The sequence below is a fragment of the Streptomyces sp. NPDC030862 genome, from assembly GCF_055571835.1.
Map to the genome: position 1 here is coordinate 166,370 of NZ_JBVIEN010000004.1, position 16,182 is coordinate 182,551.

Annotated in this window: 17 protein-coding genes; 5 read left to right on the forward strand and 12 right to left on the reverse strand. The window is 73.6% G+C overall.

The genetic code is table 11. From position 1 onward, the window contains the following. Positions 1–130: 130 nt before the first annotated feature. From ACZ42X_RS12585 to ACZ42X_RS12600, 4 genes are all read right to left on the reverse strand, one after another. Positions 131–1,123 (reverse strand): TIGR04222 domain-containing membrane protein, encoded by a 993-nt coding sequence (locus tag ACZ42X_RS12585; protein WP_468287807.1) that lies wholly within the window; start codon positions 1,121–1,123, stop codon positions 131–133. A 5-nt stretch (positions 1,124–1,128) separates the two neighbouring features. After that, the gene (locus ACZ42X_RS12590) at positions 1,129–2,502 is read right to left on the reverse strand and encodes an MbnB/TglH/ChrH family RiPP precursor modification enzyme (protein WP_468288747.1); all 1,374 of its coding nucleotides are present in this window, start codon (positions 2,500–2,502) and stop codon (positions 1,129–1,131) included. Between the two features lie 123 nt (positions 2,503–2,625). Continuing rightward, entirely contained in the window at positions 2,626–3,387 is a 762-nt protein-coding gene (locus tag ACZ42X_RS12595) for a DUF4142 domain-containing protein (RefSeq protein ID WP_361424818.1), read from the reverse strand. A gap of 66 nt (positions 3,388–3,453) precedes the next feature. Continuing rightward, positions 3,454–4,122 carry a peptidyl-tRNA hydrolase gene (locus tag ACZ42X_RS12600; RefSeq protein ID WP_468287811.1) on the reverse strand — a complete coding sequence of 223 codons (669 nt, stop codon included), beginning with the start codon at positions 4,120–4,122 and terminating at the stop codon, positions 3,454–3,456. 166 nt (positions 4,123–4,288) lie between these two features. On the opposite strand from ACZ42X_RS12600, the gene ACZ42X_RS12605 reads away from it, so the two are divergent. Next, entirely contained in the window at positions 4,289–4,480 is a 192-nt protein-coding gene (locus ACZ42X_RS12605; RefSeq protein ID WP_468287814.1) for a hypothetical protein, read from the forward strand. Between the two features lie 21 nt (positions 4,481–4,501). Here the strand turns inward: ACZ42X_RS12605 and ACZ42X_RS12610 are convergent, their stop codons facing one another. The 5 genes from ACZ42X_RS12610 to zapE form a co-directional block, all read right to left on the reverse strand. Continuing rightward, on the reverse strand, positions 4,502–4,768 hold the full coding sequence (locus ACZ42X_RS12610; RefSeq protein ID WP_468287818.1) for a DUF2087 domain-containing protein: 267 nt from the start codon (positions 4,766–4,768) through the stop codon (positions 4,502–4,504). Positions 4,769–4,827: 59 nt separating this feature from the next. Then, entirely contained in the window at positions 4,828–5,673 is an 846-nt protein-coding gene (locus ACZ42X_RS12615) for a polysaccharide deacetylase family protein (protein ID WP_468287821.1), read from the reverse strand. 94 nt (positions 5,674–5,767) lie between these two features. Beyond that, a complete protein-coding gene (locus ACZ42X_RS12620; protein WP_361424700.1) occupies positions 5,768–7,123 on the reverse strand; it encodes an alkaline phosphatase PhoX in 1,356 nt (451 codons plus the stop codon). 226 nt (positions 7,124–7,349) lie between these two features. Next, positions 7,350–7,775, reverse strand: coding sequence for an OsmC family protein (locus ACZ42X_RS12625; protein ID WP_468287824.1), 426 nt, complete (start codon positions 7,773–7,775; stop codon positions 7,350–7,352). A gap of 41 nt (positions 7,776–7,816) precedes the next feature. After that, positions 7,817–8,881, reverse strand: coding sequence for a cell division protein ZapE (zapE, locus tag ACZ42X_RS12630; RefSeq protein ID WP_468288750.1), 1,065 nt, complete (start codon positions 8,879–8,881; stop codon positions 7,817–7,819). A gap of 60 nt (positions 8,882–8,941) precedes the next feature. Here zapE and ACZ42X_RS12635 point away from each other — a divergent pair, with 60 nt between their 5' ends. The 4 genes from ACZ42X_RS12635 (at position 8,942) to msrB (ending at position 12,253) form a co-directional block, all read left to right on the forward strand. Further along, entirely contained in the window at positions 8,942–9,739 is a 798-nt protein-coding gene (locus ACZ42X_RS12635; RefSeq protein WP_468287827.1) for a pyrimidine reductase family protein, read from the forward strand. Positions 9,740–9,875: 136 nt separating this feature from the next. Next, positions 9,876–10,361, forward strand: a complete 486-nt coding sequence (locus tag ACZ42X_RS12640) for an indole-3-glycerol phosphate synthase (protein ID WP_468287830.1) — start codon at positions 9,876–9,878, stop codon at positions 10,359–10,361. 43 nt (positions 10,362–10,404) lie between these two features. Further along, complete coding sequence (murC, locus tag ACZ42X_RS12645; RefSeq protein WP_468287833.1) at positions 10,405–11,835, forward strand: UDP-N-acetylmuramate--L-alanine ligase; 1,431 nt, start codon at positions 10,405–10,407, stop codon at positions 11,833–11,835. 10 nt (positions 11,836–11,845) lie between these two features. Then, a complete protein-coding gene (gene msrB, locus ACZ42X_RS12650; RefSeq protein ID WP_468287836.1) occupies positions 11,846–12,253 on the forward strand; it encodes a peptide-methionine (R)-S-oxide reductase MsrB in 408 nt (135 codons plus the stop codon). Here msrB and ACZ42X_RS12655 read toward each other — a convergent pair. The 3 genes from ACZ42X_RS12655 to ACZ42X_RS12665 form a co-directional block, all read right to left on the reverse strand. Next, positions 12,213–13,700 (reverse strand): alpha/beta hydrolase family protein, encoded by a 1,488-nt coding sequence (locus ACZ42X_RS12655; RefSeq protein WP_468287838.1) that lies wholly within the window; start codon positions 13,698–13,700, stop codon positions 12,213–12,215. The genes msrB and ACZ42X_RS12655 overlap by 41 nt on opposite strands. Further along, positions 13,697–15,010, reverse strand: a complete 1,314-nt coding sequence (locus ACZ42X_RS12660) for an MFS transporter (protein WP_468288753.1) — start codon at positions 15,008–15,010, stop codon at positions 13,697–13,699. The genes ACZ42X_RS12655 and ACZ42X_RS12660 overlap by 4 nt, the downstream gene beginning before the upstream one ends. Before the next feature lie 309 nt (positions 15,011–15,319). Further along, positions 15,320–16,150, reverse strand: coding sequence for a PaaX family transcriptional regulator (locus ACZ42X_RS12665; RefSeq protein ID WP_468287841.1), 831 nt, complete (start codon positions 16,148–16,150; stop codon positions 15,320–15,322). Positions 16,151–16,182: the final 32 nt, after the last annotated feature.

A 16,182-nucleotide genomic window follows, 5' to 3' on the forward strand; every position in this document is an offset into this window, starting at 1 on the left:
CGGGACCCCCCCCCCCCCACAAACCATGAAAGGCAGAAGGCGGGACGCCGCCCCCCACCCCCCCACCACCCCCTTTCCACCCCCCGCTCCCCCCCCCCCCCCCCCCCCCCGCACCGGCGTCCTCAGAAGGCTACGAGCTGGAGCCGCCACCGCAGCTCGATCCGCCGCTGCTTCCGCAGCTCGATCCGCCACTGCTCCCGCAACTGGAGCTGCTGCCGCCGCTGCTTCCGCAGCTCGATCCGGTGGAGGAGCCACAGCCGGAACCGGAGCCACAGCTCGAACGCCCGGGGTCGGAGCCTCCGCACCAGATGCCGCCCGGCGCACCGTCGGCGAGCAGCGCGGCCGAGGACGAGCCGCTGCCCGAGCCGCCGCCCCCGTACATCCGGCCCACAGCGGTCAAGGGCCCCCGGAGGCCCGCGTCCGGGACCGCCCGCACCCCGCGCAGCGCCACCAGATGTGCCGGGTCGCCGAGGTGGGCGTGCCTCCTGCCGTACGCGGTGAGGGCCGTGCGGCCCTCACGTGTGCCGAGCGCGGCGGCGAGGCGCCCGCACCAGAGGGCGACGACACCGCCGACGGCGAGGGCCGGGCCCACCGTGACGATGAGCGGCAACGGCGGGTCATCGTCCACCATGCGCCACATCAGCTGCACCAGGGTCACGGGAATGCCCGCGAGGAGCAGCAGGAGGCAGACCATCCCCTGGGCGAAGCTCCACCTGCGCCACAGGCGCCCGCTGCCCGGCGGCATGAGCAGGCCCCGGGCGGCCAGATCGTCCCCCACCTCCTGCACCACCGGGTGGCGCATGGCGGCCGACCGCACCAGGTACAGCGCGCTGCTGGGCGCCGCCTGGTAGGCGTCGATCACGGCGCGCTCGATCGCGTCGCGCGGCACCGGACGCGGTACGGAGACGACGCCGGGCCCGGCGACGACCAGGCGCCCGTCCGCGTGGAGCGCGGCGATCGCGGCGTCCACGACGCGGGCGGGCCCGCCGCTCAGGAAGGCGGCCTCCGCCCAGTCGTGGACGTCTCCCGTGGAGCCGCGCGGCCGGGAGGCGAGGGTGCCCCACAGGAGCACCGCGGAGGAGACCAGGACGCCCGCGACGATCACGAGGGCGATGACGTCCACGGCGCTCACCGCCGGGCCAGCACGGACCGGACGAGACGGGTCATGCGCCCCGGTGGCCGGGCCCCCGCGCGCTCCTTCCACCACCGGGTGAGCCGCCGCCGCGCGACCGGGTCGGCCGGCTCGTCTGCCGCGAGCAGGTGCTCGACGAAGTCCAGCGCGTCGCGCCGGTAGCCGCCGCGCATGGGCCGGGCCAGGGCGTACTCCACGAACGAGGCGCGGTAGCCGTCGCCGAGGATCTCCGGCACCTCGGGCGCGAGCTTGGCCACCACCCGGGCCCGCTTGGCCGCCAGCGCCCGGCTCTGCACCCGCACCCGCGCCCGGTCGAACCCCTCGGGCACGGGCGTCCCGGCGACGAGCGCGGACAGCAGGGCGGTCTGCGCGACCCACAGCCGCTCGCGGGCCGCGCCGGGCGCGCCGTCCTCGCGGGGGCGGGGCGCGGCGGGGGCGGGGACGCGCGCGCCCCTCCCGACGCCCGCGCCCACGCCCGCACCCACCGGTGTCGCCACCGGTATCGCCGCGGCCACCGGTATCGCCGCCGGTGTCGCCGCACCCCGCCGTACCGCGTGCGCCCCGAGGCGCACCGTCTCCCGTATCGCCGTCAGCTCCGCGGCCAGCTCCGCCGCCGGCGGGAAGTCGTCGTCGCGCTCCAGCAGGACGCCCGGCGGCGAGACGCGGGAGGACAGGTCCGCGAGGATGTCGAGGACCGGGCGGGGGACGGGGTGGGCGTGGGTGTCGTGCCAGACGCCGTCCCGTTCGACGCCGCCCGCGACGTGGACGTACGCGATCGCCTCGACGGGGAGCTCGTCCAGCGCCTTCGCGGGGTCCTCACCGCGGTTGACGTGGTTCGTGTGGAGGTTGGCCACGTCGATCAGGAGCCGCACCCCCGTGCGGGCGACCAGCTCCGCGAGGAACCGGCCCTCCGTCAGCTCCTCGCCCGGCCAGGAGACCAGCGCCGCGATGTTCTCCAGCGCCAGCGGCACCGGCAGCGCGTCCTGCGCGATGCGGACGTTCTCGCAGAGCACGTCCAGCGCGTCCCAGGTGCGGGGCACCGGCAGCAGGTGCCCCGCCTCCAGCGGCCCGGCGGGGCCCCCGGCCCGTACGAAGGCGATGTGCTCCGTGATCAGCGGCGCGCCCAGCGCCTCCGCGGTGGCGGCGAGGGCCGCCAACCGCCCCGCGTCCGGGCGGTCCGCGCCGCCCAGGCCGAGGGACACGCCGTGCGGGACGACCGTGACCCCGCGCTCGCGCAGGCGCAGCAGCGGATCGGGGAGGTGGTCGGCGCAGGTGTTCTCGGCGACCACCTCCACCCAGTCCACCCCGGGCAGTCCCGCCACCGCGTCCGCGATCTCCGGACGCCAGCCGATGCCGGTACCCAGCCTCAGTTCCGTCATGTCCCTGTCCCCCTCTGCACGTTCGTGGAGGGGTGATGGCCCCGGGGGGGAGTGATCAACCCACCCCGGGGAAGGTTCAGAGGTTGATTTGAGCTTCCGCCCGCCGGAGGGGCCTTACGGGCGGTTGGTGTTGATCGCGGTCGGCGGCCCGGGCTGTGTCGAGGGCCGGGAGGTGAACTGCTGGTCGCCCGAGGGGACGGCCGGCGACGGCGCCGGCGGCAGGTTGCCGTTGGGCGCCGGGGGACCGGACGGGCTCGCGGTCGCCAGCCCCGCCGCCTCGTTGGCGATCGCGTCGAAGTCGACCTTGCCGGTGGCTTCCAGCATCGTGATGTGGTCCAGCACCGTCTGGTTGGCGTCGCTCGCGAGCTGCCGTATCAGCGTGTTGCGGGTGGTGTGCCGCACCTGGGCGACGAGCGCGAAGACCTTGCCGTGCGCGTTGCGCAGCAGGTTGGCGAACTTCCGCTCGTACTCCTCGCCGCTCGCCGCCGACAGCTCCCGCAGCCATCCCTGCTGCTGCTCCGACGGCTGGTTCGGCAGCTCCACGCCCAGCTTCGCCGCGACGTCCCGCGCGCGCTGGTCCAGATCGGTGTGGCCGACGACGAGGTGGTCGCCGGCCTCCTTGATGGCCTGGCTGGGCGCCCGCTCGATCGCCTGCTGGCCGGCCGGCAGCTCCCACAGGCCGGCCAGCCGCACCTTCACCAGGAAGTCCCGGTCGGTCGCCGACAGCGGGCCCCACTGGGTGGCCACGGTCGACGCGTTGAGGTTGGCCTCGCCGGTGCCGGAGCGGTCGGCGTACGACCAGACCGGGAACGCCAGTGCGCCGACCGTGGCGACCAGTGCCGCGATGATGAGTGCTGTGCCGTTGATGCGTCGCAACAACAAGGTGGTGCCTCCCGAACCGAATGGCATTACTGGGAGGTACGTATACCGGTGGTGCGGCGTTCAGTTGACCCGTACGGAAAAGTCGGCGACGACCGTACTGCTGTTTGGAGCGACCTCCGTGAATCCGGCGTCCCGCACCACGGGCCGCCCGCTCGCGGTCAGCTCCGCCCACCGGCCGGGGTCCGCGGTGCGCACCGCGAGCGGGAAACCGGCCTCGCGCCAGGCCTTGCGCCGGGCGTCGTCCAGGGCCCACCACAGCAGCTGCGCGCCGTGCCCCACCTGGGCCATCTCCTTGCCGGTCGACATGCGCAGCCCCGGGTTGAGCCACAGCACCGCCTGGCCGGGCCCGACGTCCGGCAGCGCTCCGGTGTCGTCCAGTTCCGTGCCGGAGACTTGGAGCTTGGCCAGCTCCTTGGGCCAGCCGTCCACCGGTACGGGCGGGAAGACCCGCACCTCGGCGGTGCCACCGGTGACGGTGATGCCCGGCAGCTGCGACGCCTTGCGCCACTCCGCGCCGCGCGCCCGGCGCACCACCTTGCGGATCCGCGCGTCCTCCCAGTCCCGGACGGCCTGGGCCCAGGCGCCGTCGCCCAGGGACCGGTCGTCGGAGAGCATCACGACCACCGCGCGTGCCGCGGTCTCGAGGGCGTCGGTACGCGCGGGCGGACCGTCCCGCTCGATGCGGACGACGAGGGGGAGGGCGAACTCGGGGGCTTCACTGCTGGTCACCCGGACAGTGTGCCAGCCTGGCCGAAGCCCTCGCCGCGCCGCCGGCCCCGGTCGTCACGGGCTCCCTCGGCGGCACGGCCGGGTACCACTGGCGGGCCCTCGCGGCGGTGGCGGCGCTGCGGCCCGCCCGGCTCACCGCGTGGCGCGAGTGAGTACGCTCGTATGTATGGACGATCCGTACGACGACGCGTACTGCGAGACGGAGACGAAGCCGGTCCCCCCGGTCGCCGGCGACGGGCCGTACGCCGCGTGCGTCCTGTGCCAGGAGCCGACCGAGTACCCGGAGTCGACCAAGGGCATCACGCTGTGCCCGGTCTGCGAGTGGCGCGAGGCCGAGCGCACCGCCTGCTCCGGCTAGTCTCCGGCGGCGCCCCGCGTCCTACGCGGCGCGGCGGTAGCTGCTGCCGTCCCTGGTACGGGTCAGCAGTCCCGCCACCACCAGGTACCGGCGCAGGGCGGAGCAGTCCTCGTGGACGGTCAGCAGCGCGTCGTTGACCTCGCGCTCGGTGTAGCCCCGGTCCCGCTCGAACAGCGTTTCCGTCAGGTGGTTGAGCAACTGCTCGCGGCGGGCCGCCTTGCGCGGGATGGCGGTCAGCCGGCCGCGCGAGAAGAGGGCGGCCACGCCGCCGTGGGTGTTGTCGGACATGACCGGAAGCCTGGCAGCCGGGCCTCCGTCCGGGCAACGCCTTTTCGTACGACGCCGTTTCACCTGCCCATCAGCTCCGACACCTTCACGAACCGGTAGCCGCGCCTGCGCAGCTCCGGCACGATCGTGCGGACCGCCTGTTCGGTCACGGGCGCCGCGCTGCGGGTGCAGTGCAGCACCACCAGGGAGCCGGGTCGCACCCTGGCGAGGACCTGTTCGGCCACCGCGTCCGGGTCGGTCGCGAAGGCGTCGCCGCCGACCACGTCCCACTGCACGGCGGTCACCCGCGCAGGCGCGAGGGCGCGCAGCGCGTCGTCGTCGTAGCAGCCGCCGGGGAAGCGGAAGTACGGCACCACGTTGCGCACGCCCGCCGCCCGGAAGGCGTCGAAGGCGCGGCGTACGTCGGCGGCCATGGCCCGCCCGTCGCCGGCCTCCAGGGCGGGGAGCCCGTAGCAGGGCGCCTTGAAGGCGTAGTGGCTGTAGGAGTGGTTGGCGACCTCGAAGCGCGGGTCGGCGCCGATGGCCTTCGCCTGGTCGGGGTACTGCTCGGCCCAGCGGCCCGTCATGAAGATCGTCGCGTCGACCTCCAGGCGCTTGAGCGTGGCGATCAGCTGCGGGTTGTCGAACCGCTCGCCGCTCGCCGCCCGCGGCCCCTGGCCGGCCGTCATGTCGGCATCGAAGGTCAGGGCGACCGTCTTCTCGGTCCGGGCGGGTCCCCGGGTGAACACGGGCGTGAGGCCGCCGGGGCCGGGCGCCATCGTCGGCGGCGTACGCGGGGCGACGCGTGCGGGGGAGGGGGACGGCGAGGCGGTCGACGACCCGGCAGGCGGCGGGGCGTGTGCGACGCCGGAGCCGCTCCCGCCGCAGCCGGTCAGAGCGGCGGCGAGAGCGGCGAGAGCGGTCACCGACGACAGCTTCCGGGCAGCACACCGTACAGGTTCGATCACATAGTGAAACTATATGATTAATGGACGTATGGGGCGGAGCGCTGCGCCCGTGTCACCGCCACGGACCGGTGACGGCGAACGTCGTCCCCGGGGAGTAGCAGTTCACGTACATCGTCCCGCCGTCCGGCGAGAAGGTGACGCCCGCGAACTCGCCCCACTCCGGCGCCTCGGGCGTACCGATGTTCTGCGCGTTGCGCGCCATCGGGTACACCTCGCCGTGCTTGGTCAGCCCGTACACGTGCTGACCGCCGTCGCCGTCCTCGCACACCATCAGCCCGCCGCTCGGCGCCAGACAGATGTTGTCGGGCGACTCGCCCGGCAGCTGGAGGTCGGTGCTCGGCCCGAAGACGACGACCAGCGTGAGCCGGCGCCGGTGCGGCTCGTACCTCCACACCTGGCCGTAGTGGTCGGCCGCCGAGCCCTGCGAGGCGCGCGCGAAGCTGGAGACGAAGTAGACGGACCGGCCGCCCCAGTAGCAGCCCTCCAGCTTCTGGGCGTGCGTGATGCCCTTGCGCCCGAAGTCCTGGATCCGGATCGGGGTCTCGCGCGCCTGCGGGTCCGGTACGGGCACCCACTCGATGCCCTCGAACACCGCCCCGGTCTCCTGGATCGCGGACAGGTCCGGCACGCCCGGCACCCGCATCGCCTCCAGCTCGCCGCCCGCGCGCAGCGAGCCGGTGCCGCCGAGCGGCTTGTCCGGCAGGAAGCGGTAGAAGAGGCCGAACGGCTGCTGGAAGGCGTCCTCCGTCTCGTACACGATCCCGCTGTACGGGTCGACGGCGATCGCCTCGTGCTGGAAGCGGCCCATCGCGGTCAGCGGGACGGCCCCGGTGCGCCGCGGGTCGACGGGGTCGACCTCGAAGATGAAGCCGTGGTCCTTGGTGTAGCCGTTGGTGCCCGCCTTGGACTCGTTCTCCTCGCAGGTGAGCCAGGTGTTCCAAGGGGTGGGCCCGCCCGCGCAGTTGACGGCCGTGCCGGCGACGCCGACGCGCTCGCCGAGGACGTTGTTCCGTGCGTCGAGCTCTATGACCGTGCAGCCGCCCCGGGCCCCGGGGTCGTAGGTCAGTCCCCCTATCGTCGGCACCGGGGCTCTGCCGCTGTGGCTGTTCTCGTGGTTGCGCACGAGCAGGACCCGGCCGCGCGGGCCGCGGAAGGCGCCCATGCCGTCGGGGTTGCTCGGCACCCGGCCCTCGGAGCCGAGCGGCCCTCCCTCGCGGGAGAGGACCTTGTAGCGGAAGCCCTTCGGCAGGTCGAGCAGGCCGGCGGGATCGGGTACGAGCGGGCCGTAACCGGCGTGGCCGCGGGCGGCGGCCGTACCCGCGAAGAGCTCGGAGACGGCCCCGGTGAAGGCGATGGAGGCGACGGACGCCCCCGTACGGGCCAGGATCTGACGGCGTGTTGCGGACATGAGGCACCAACTCCCTGCTGGCGGACAGGAGGTGTGACGTGACCCGCACGTGTGTATCACGCGGTCTGGTGACACGTGAACAGTGCAGACGGTGTGAACCGTGCGGACCGTGCGGGCCACGTCGCCCCATCCGTACGAGAACAGCCGGACGGAAGCGTCAGGCGACCGTCAGGCGGCCGTCAGGCGCCCGACAGGCGGAGAGACAGGTGGAGCCTCGGGCGGAGCGTCAGGCGAGCTTCGCCGTGAGGGTGATCTCCGTGCCCGTGAGCGCCTGGCTGACCGGGCAGCCCGCCTTCGCGTCCTCCGCGGCCTTGACGAAGCCGGCCTCGTCCAGCCCCGGCACCTCGCCCTCCACGGTGAGGTGGATGCCCGTGATGCCCTTGCCGGGCTGGAAGGTCACGTCGGCCTGGGTGTTCAGGCGGGTGGGAGGGGTGCCCGCCTTGGTGAGGGAGCCGGTGAGGAACATCGAGAAGCAGCTGGAGTGGGCGGCGGCGATGAGCTCCTCCGGGCTCGTCTTGCCGTTCGGCTCCTCGGCGCGGGCCGGCCAGGAGACCGGGTAGCTGCCGATGCCGGACGAGTCGAGGGACACGGTGCCCGTGCCCTCGGTGAGGTTGCCTTCCCAGACGGTGTGCGCGTGACGCGTGGTGGCCATGTGGGTTCCCTTCGGAAGGACGGTCCCGACTGGCCCCAAACCTACTGCTCCACCAACCGCTTCGCGTCGCGCGCCAGCGCGGTGAGCCGCGAGATCGCCCGGAAGTACTTCTTGCGGTACCCGCCGTTCAGCATCTCGTCACTGAACAGCCGGTCGAACGGCAGCCCGGAGGCGAGGACCGGCACCTCCCGGTCGTACAGCCGGTCGGCCAGGACGACCAGGCGCAGCGCCGTCGACTGGTCCGGCACCGGCTCCACGCCCGTGAGGCAGACCGCCGCGACGCCGTCGGTCAGCGCCCCGTACCGGCTCGGGTGGACCCGGGCCAGGTGCTCCAGCAGGCGCGGGAAGGAGTCGAGCGACGCGCCGGGCGTGGCGTGCGCCGCCTTCGCCACCTGCTCGTCGGCGTACGGCGGCGGGGCCTCGGGCAGCCCGCGGTGGCGGTAGTCCTCGCCGTCGATGCGCAGCGGCCGGAAGTGGGCGGAGAGACCCTGGATCTCGCGGAGGAAGTCCGCGGCGGCGAACCGGCCCTCGCCGAGCTTGCCCGGCAGCGTGTTGGACGTGGCGGCCAGCGCCACGCCCGCGTCGACCAGCTTGCCGAGGAGCGTCGACACGAGCACGGTGTCGCCCGGGTCGTCCAGCTCGAACTCGTCGATGCACAGCAGCCGGTGCCCGCTGAGCGTGGCGACGGTCTGCTGGAAGCCGAGCGCCCCCACCAGGTTCGTCAGCTCCACGAAGGTGCCGAACGCCTTGAGCGACGGCTCCGCCGGGGTGGCGTGCCACAGCGAGGCCAGCAGGTGCGTCTTGCCGACGCCGTACCCGCCGTCCAGGTACACCCCGCGCGGCGCGGCGGGCGCGGCGGGCTTCCGCTGGAACCAGCGGCGCTTGCCGGCGCCGCTCGCGTGCGCGCCTCCCAGCCCGGCGGCGAACGAGCTCAGCACCTCGACCGCCTGGGTCTGGCTGGGCTGGTTCGGGTCGGGGATGTACGTGTCGAAGCGCACCGCGTCGAACCGCGGCGGCGGCACCATCTCGGCGACCAGCCGCTCGGCGGGGACGCGCGGCTCGCGGGCACACAGGGACAGCGGGGCCGGGGCCGCTTCGGTGGTCATGGCACGGGGGGCACTGGTGGACACGTTTCCCACTCTAAGCGCCGTGTCAGACTGCACGGCATGCGACGCCTGTTCCCTGTGACCGACCCGACACCCGCGGCGGCCGAGCACCGCGAGTGGTCCCTCGACGAGCTGGCCGAGGCCTACGCGTACCCCGACCGGCCGGGCCCCCGGCCCGGTGCCTCTCCGGCAGGGCCGTCGTGGCTGCGCGCCAACATGGTGTCCTCCCTGGACGGGGCCGCCCAGCACGACGGCCGCTCCGAGCCCATCTCGTCCGCCGCCGACATGCGGATCTTCGGCACCCTGCGGGCGCTCGCCGACGTGGTGATCGTCGGCGCCGAGACCGTACGGGCGGAGGGCTACCGCCCGGCACGCGCGCGTGAGGCCTTCGCGGCGCGCCGGGCGGCGGCCGGACAGGGTCCCGCGCCCGCGATCGCGGTGGTCAGCGCTTCGCTGGCCCTGGACTTCTCGGCTCCGCTGTTCACGCAGCCCCTCGTGCCGACGCTGCTGCTCACCGGGGCCGCGGCGCCCCCGGAGCGGGTGCGGGAGGCCGAGCGGGCGGGCGCCGAGGTGCTCGTCGCGGGCGACGGGCCGGGCGTCGAGCCGGCGCGGGCGGTACGGGTGCTCGCCGAGCGCGGCCTGTCCCGGCAGCTCACGGAGGGCGGCCCGCGGCTGCTGGGGCAGCTGGTGGCGGCCGGGGTGCTGGACGAACTGTGCCTGACGGTTTCGCCCACCCTCACTGCGGGGAACGCGCAGCGCATCGCCGGCGGGCCGTCGCTGGCGGTGCCGGAACGTTTCGCGCTCGACTCGATCCTGGAGGAGGAAGGTTTTCTCTTCACCCGGTACCGGCGCCCCTGAGGGCGTGCCCCGGGGACCCTCCCGCTGGTGGCAATAAGCGGAATAGGTCGTTCCGGTTCGCTCCGGGTGGGCACACTAATCTCGCAGTCCCCGTGCGGCCACGGGGAAGGATGGTTTCCGCAGAAGGGCATCCGAGGTGTTCACAAGCGTTCTCATGATCGAAAAGCCGCTGTCCCGGGTGGACGTGGATTTCGTCACGGACCTGCACGGAGACGAGGGCGCTTCCTTCATCGTGCTGATGCAGCCCCGCGGCGACCAGTCCGTCGTCCTGCTCCGGGCCATCGACGACGTCGCCATGGGCGACCTGAAGGAAGCGGTCCGTGAGGGCAAGCAGCCCGAGGGAAGAGCCGCCGAGCTGCCCGCCCAGCAGGCCCTGGAGCACTCGCTCCAGGCGCTGCGCGACGCGGGCTGCGAAGCCGTGGGCCAGGTCGTCGAGGACCACCCCCTCGACAAGCTGAAAGCCGTCGTGGAGGAGGCGCAGGCGGACGAGGTCATCGTGCTGACCGCACCCCACTACGTCGAGGAGTTCTTCCACCGCGACTGGGCCTCCCGCGCCCGCCACAAGGTCGGCGTACCGGTGCTGAAGCTGTTCGCGCACAACGACGAGGCGCCGACCGAATAGGCTGGGGCCGCTCACGTACCGCCACACCCGGGGAGACACACGCATGGCACCCGCCATCCCTGCCGCCGCTGCCGCGATTCCCGCAGCCATGGAACGGCCGCACTTCATCGGCATCGGCGGCGCCGGAATGTCGGGCATCGCCAAGATCCTCGCCCAGCGCGGGGCGAAGGTCGCCGGCAGCGACGCGCGCGACTCCGAGACCGCCGCCGCCCTGCGCGCCCTGGGCGCCACTGTCCACATCGGGCACGCCGCCGAGCACCTCGCCGCGGACACCAGCTGCGTCGTCGTCTCCAGCGCCATCCGCGCCGACAACCCGGAGCTGGCCCGCGCCACCGAGCTCGCCATCCCCGTCGTCCACCGCTCCGACGCGCTCGCCGCCCTCATGACCGGCCAGCGCTCCATCGCCGTGGCCGGCACGCACGGCAAGACCACGACCACGTCGATGCTCGCCGTCGCCCTCACCGAGCTCGGCCTCGACCCCTCGTACGCCATCGGCGGCGACCTCGACGGGCCGGGCACCAACGCGCTGCACGGCGACGGCGGGATCTTCGTCGCGGAGGCGGACGAAAGCGACCGCAGCTTCCAGAAGTACGACCCCGAGGTCGCCATCGTCCTCAACGTCGAGCTGGACCACCACGCGAACTACGCCTCCATGGACGAGATCTACGAGTCCTTCGAGGCCTTCGTCGCCAAGATCCACCCGGGCGGGACCCTGGTCGTCGGCGAGCACGCGGGCGCCCGCGAGCTGGCGGGCCGGGTCTCGGGCCGGCCGGACCTGCATGTGGTGACCGTGGGCGAGGCGGAGCACTCCGACGTCTGGATCCGCAGGATCACGCCCAAGGGCATGACCAGCGAGGTCAGCGTGGTCCTCCCGGACCACCACGACGAGATCGTCTTCACCGTCTCGGTGCCCGGCCGCCACTACGCCCACAACGCCGCCGCCGCCCTCGCCGCCGGCGCCCGCCTCGGCATCGACCCGGCCGCCCTCGCCCAGGCCCTCACCGCGTACACCGGCGTCGGCCGGCGCCTCCAGCTCAAGGGCGAGGCGGCGGGCGTCCAGGTCATCGACTCGTACGCGCACCACCCCACCGAGATGACCGCCGACCTGGAGGCGATGCGCGCCGCCGCCGGGTCCGAGCGCCGGCTGCTGGTCGTCTTCCAGCCGCATCTGTTCTCCCGCACCCAGGAGCTGGGCACCGAGATGGGCCAGGCGCTGGCGCTCGCCGACGCCTCCGTGGTCCTCGACATCTACCCGGCCCGCGAGGACCCGATCCCGGGCGTGACCAGCGCCCTGATCATCGACGCGGCCCGCGCGGCGGGCGCCGACGTCACGCCGGTCTCCGACAAGGCCACCGTGCCCGACGTCCTCGCGGGAATGGCCGGGCCCGGCGACCTCGTTCTGACGATGGGCGCGGGCGACGTCACGGACCTCGGGCCGAGGATCCTGGACCGCATCGCCCGCCTGGCGAACTGAGGAGGGCCCGATGGCGTACGAGGTCGAGAAGCCGGACGAGCAGTGGCGTGCGGAGCTGTCCCCGGAGGAGTACCACGTCCTGCGCGAGGCCGGCACGGAGCGCCCCTTCACCGGTGAGTACACCGACACCAAGACCAAGGGCGTCTACTCCTGCCGGGCGTGCGGCGCGGAGCTGTTCACCTCCGAGACGAAGTTCGCGTCGCACTGCGGCTGGCCCTCCTTCTACGACCCGAAGGACAGCGACGCCGTCGAGCTGATCGAGGACCGCTCCTACGGCATGGTCCGCATCGAGGTGCGCTGCGCCCGCTGCGGCTCGCACCTCGGGCACGTCTTCGAGGGCGAGGGCTACCCGACGCCGACGGACCAGCGGTACTGCATCAACTCGGTGTCGCTGCGCCTCGTCCCCGACGGGGACTGAGGAAGCCCGCGACGGGGGCCGAGGTGTCCCCGCGGTGGGCGAGGTCGTACGGCCGCGGGTAGGGGCCCGGGCGGTACCGCACGTAGCGGGGCTCGGTCGTGGGGTCCGCCTGCCGCGCACGGGCGTTGAGCATGCCGGGTGCGGTGTCCCAGCGGCCGGTGTCCAGGCGGTGCTCCAGGGTGCGCAGGGCGCCGAGTACCTCGCCCGGCGTGAAGGTGCAGTGCCCGGGGCGGTCGACGTAGGCCTGGCTGAGCAGAGCGCCCGCACCAGCGGCGTTGGCGGCCCGCCGGTAGGCGCTCTCGGACTGCACCGGGATCAGCGCGTCGCCGGTGGTGTGGACGGTGAGCTGCGGGTCGCTCAGCCGGCCCGTGAGGACACTGGTGTGCCGCATCCACCGTACGGCCGTGGGGTCGGCGGAGATCCGGGGAGCGCGGGCCAGGGCCGTGAGGTCGGCCGCCAAGGACAGGCCCGCCTTCCGGTAGAGCGCCGACACCTCGGCGTACCCCGGTGAGCGGTGGAGCATCGCCGTGTAGTCGACGCCCGTGTTCCAGGAGGGGTTGCCGCCCGCCCGGTGCTCGGCCTCCTGCCGCCAGCCGAAGGCGGGGAACTGGAGGAGCCCCCTGACGGCCGCGTACTGGTTGGCCTGCCGGGCCTCCCAGTCGGTCGGTGCCGGCTCGGCCTGCGCGACGTCGTTGTGGCCGGGGATGCGGTGCAGGGCGGCGGCGAGCGCGATGCGGGCACGGCCCTCGGGGGTCTGCTGGGCGGCGGTGACCTTCGAGGTGAGCGCGTCGGCGGCGCTCCGCGCGGCCGCCTGGTCGGCGAACCCGGTGAGCGGGATGTCCGTACGCGGAGCGAGCAGCGTCTTCAGCGCGAACACCGGATCCAGCGTGCTGTTCCAGTTGGCGACTCCGCCCTGTACGAGCCCGCACATGGACAGGGAGCCGTCGAAGCGGTCGGCGTGCCGCTCGGCGAGCCTCGTGGTGACCAGCCCGCCGTACGAGGTGCCCCAGGCGAGCGTCCGCCGCGCCGTGCCGAACTTCTCCGTGAACAGGTCCAGGGTGGCGAGTTGGTCGGGCACCGCGTCCGTCACCGCCCAGCCGTTCGTCGCGTACGAGGAGCCGATGAGCGCGTATCCCCGGGCGAGCAGCCTGGCCCGGGCCTCCGGACTCGGAGCGTTCTCGGCGGGGTTGGGCCACCCGGCAGCGCGGTAGCCGTGGCTGTAGAGGAGGACGGTGCCGTTCCAGGCGGCGGGCACGTCCATCAGGTACGCGGCGCCGGAGGGCAGCTTGCCCTCGACGTGGGCGTCCGTGGCGGCCTGCCTGGCCTCGGCGGCCCGTGTGAGCGGCGGGGGCAGTGCGGTCGCCACGCACAGGGCCAGGGTGAGCACGGCGGTACGGGCACGGGTCCGGGATCGGCTGCGGCTGCGGGTACGGGGTCCGGTTCTCAACGGGGTGTTCCTTCCGAGATCGGGGTGGCGTCGGCTCGGTGCGCGGGGGAGTCCAGGGCATCCGCGTGTGTCTCGCGCAGGCGCCACACGGCGAGTGCGGTGATCGCCGCGCCGCCGCACAGCAGCAGCGAGACCGGTGTGCCGCTGCCGCCGTACGACGCGACGAGGCTGCCGGCGATCAGCGGCGAGAATCCGGCGCCCACCAGCGTCGCCGCCTGGTAGCCGAGGGAGGCGCCGGTGTAGCGGACGCGGGTGCCGAACATTTCGGTGAGCAGGGCGCCGAGCGGGCCGTACATCGTGGACTGGGCGACGCCGTGACCGAGGACGAGGGCGAGGATCAGCAGGCCCGGCGCGCCGGAGTCCACCAGGGCGAGCACCGGGAAGGCGAGCGCGGCCGAGGCGACGGCGCCGGCGAGGACGACGGGGCGGCGGCCGACCCTGTCGGAGAGTGCGGAGGCGGCGGGCAGCACGAGCAGGGCCACGCAGGAGGCGATGGTCACCGCCGTGAGCACCTGCGGTCGGCTGTAGCCGCGGTCGACCGCGTACGAGATCATGAAGCCGGTCAGGAGCGACTGGGCCGTGAACGCGCCGATGCCGGCGCAGGCGGCGCGGAGCACCGGCTTCGGACGGCGCAGCACCTCGACGACCGGCGGCCGGTCGAGCGGCTCGCGCCTCATCTGCTCGAACAGCGGGCTCTCCGCGACCTTCAGACGTACGAACAGGCCGACGGCCAGCAACACGATGCTCAGCAGGAACGGCACGCGCCAGCCCCAGGAGCGGAAGTCGTCGTCGGGGAGAGCGGAGACCACGGTGACCACCCCGGCCGAGAGCACGGAGCCGAGCGGGGCGCCGAGCTGGGTGAAGCTCGACCACAGCCCCCGGCGGCGCGAGCCCTGGGCGTGTTCGGCGTGCTCCACGACCATCAGGGTCGCGCCGCCCCACTCGCCGCCGATCGCGATGCCCTGCACGACGCGCAGCGCCACCAGCAGCACGGGCGCCCACACACCGATCGCGTCGTAGGTCGGCAGCACGCCGATGAGGAAGCTGCCGCAGCCCATCAGGGCCATGGTCAGCAGCATCATCGACTTGCGGCCGAGCCGGTCGCCGAAGTGGCCGAAGACGATGCCGCCCAGCGGGCGGGCCACATAGCCGGCGGCGAAGGTGCCGAAGGCCGCGATGGTGCCGACCGCGGGGTCGGCGTCGGGGAAGAACAGGTCGCCGAAGACGAGCGCGGCGACGGTGCCGTACACGAGGAAGTCGTAGAACTCGACTGCCGTGCCGAGCAGTCCGGAGAGCGCGACACGGCGCAACTGCCCCGCATCGGATGCGGGGTGGGGGGTGGTGGAAGGGGCGTGGGCGGATGAGCGGGATGGCTGCACGACGAGCTCCCTTGGTGCCGGTGCCGTGACGGAGCCCCGAAGTTAGGCAAAGATCGTGCGGCCGTCAATCTTTTGCACAACCTCAGAAGACAGGTAGACGCGTGGCCGGGGCCCCACCGGTGAGCGGAGCCCGGTGGCGAGGGCGGCCTGGGGCCCTGTGCGGAGGGGTTGTCGTGGGTCCCCGCGTGCTGGCGTGCTTCCCCGCAGTGCTCGCGTGTTCCCTCGCGTGCTCGCGCGCTGCTATGCGTGCTCGTCGCGTACGGGTACGAGGTCGAGAAGGCGCGCGGAGGCATCCTCGGCGAGTGGCGTGAGCCGCTCGTGCACCGTGCGGAACGTCTTCTCCGCCTGCTCGGCCGGCCACGCGGCAGGCAGGTGCTCGACCGGCAGACGCGGGTCGCGGCGGATGACCTCCAGCCACTCCGTCTGGAGCCGCAGGCGCAGTGCGAGGGCGTCGTCCGCCTCCGGCGGCTGCGTCTCCCACGGCCGCCAGCGCAGTGCGAACGCCTCGTAGCGCGCCGCCAGTTCGGTCAGCTCCCAGGTCTCCCCGATCATCGCGCCGATGTCCATGCCGGCGTCGGCGTGCGCGCGGAAGACCTTCACGTGCCCGGACAGGCCGAGCTCGGCCACCAGTGACGACACGTCGACCTCGCCGGGTGCGATCCACAGGCCGCTGAACAGCGGTCCGAAGCCGCTCCAGGTCAGCTGCGAGCGCAGGTCGTGGCGCTGGCGCTGCCAGGACTCGGGCAGCGAGAAGCCGAGCAGGGTCCAGGTGCCGTCCCAGTGCCGGTTCACGGCACCCGTCCGCCAGATCCGCTGCTCGCCGTCGCGCAGCACGGCCGCGGAACGTTCGGTCAGGCCGAAGTACATCCGGCGGCCCTCCCGCTGACGGCGCAGCAGTCCCCGGGCGGCCATGCGGGTCAGCGTCGAGCGCGTCGCCTGCTCGCCCACCCCGGCGCGGGCGAAGACCTCGATGACACTGCCCGAGTACACGCACACGTCTCGCCCGAGCACCTGGTCGCCCAGGAACGTCAGCATGAGGGACTGGGGCCGCAGCGACTCTTGCGTGGTCACGCGGCCACCGTACGCCCCCGCGTCAACCAGGA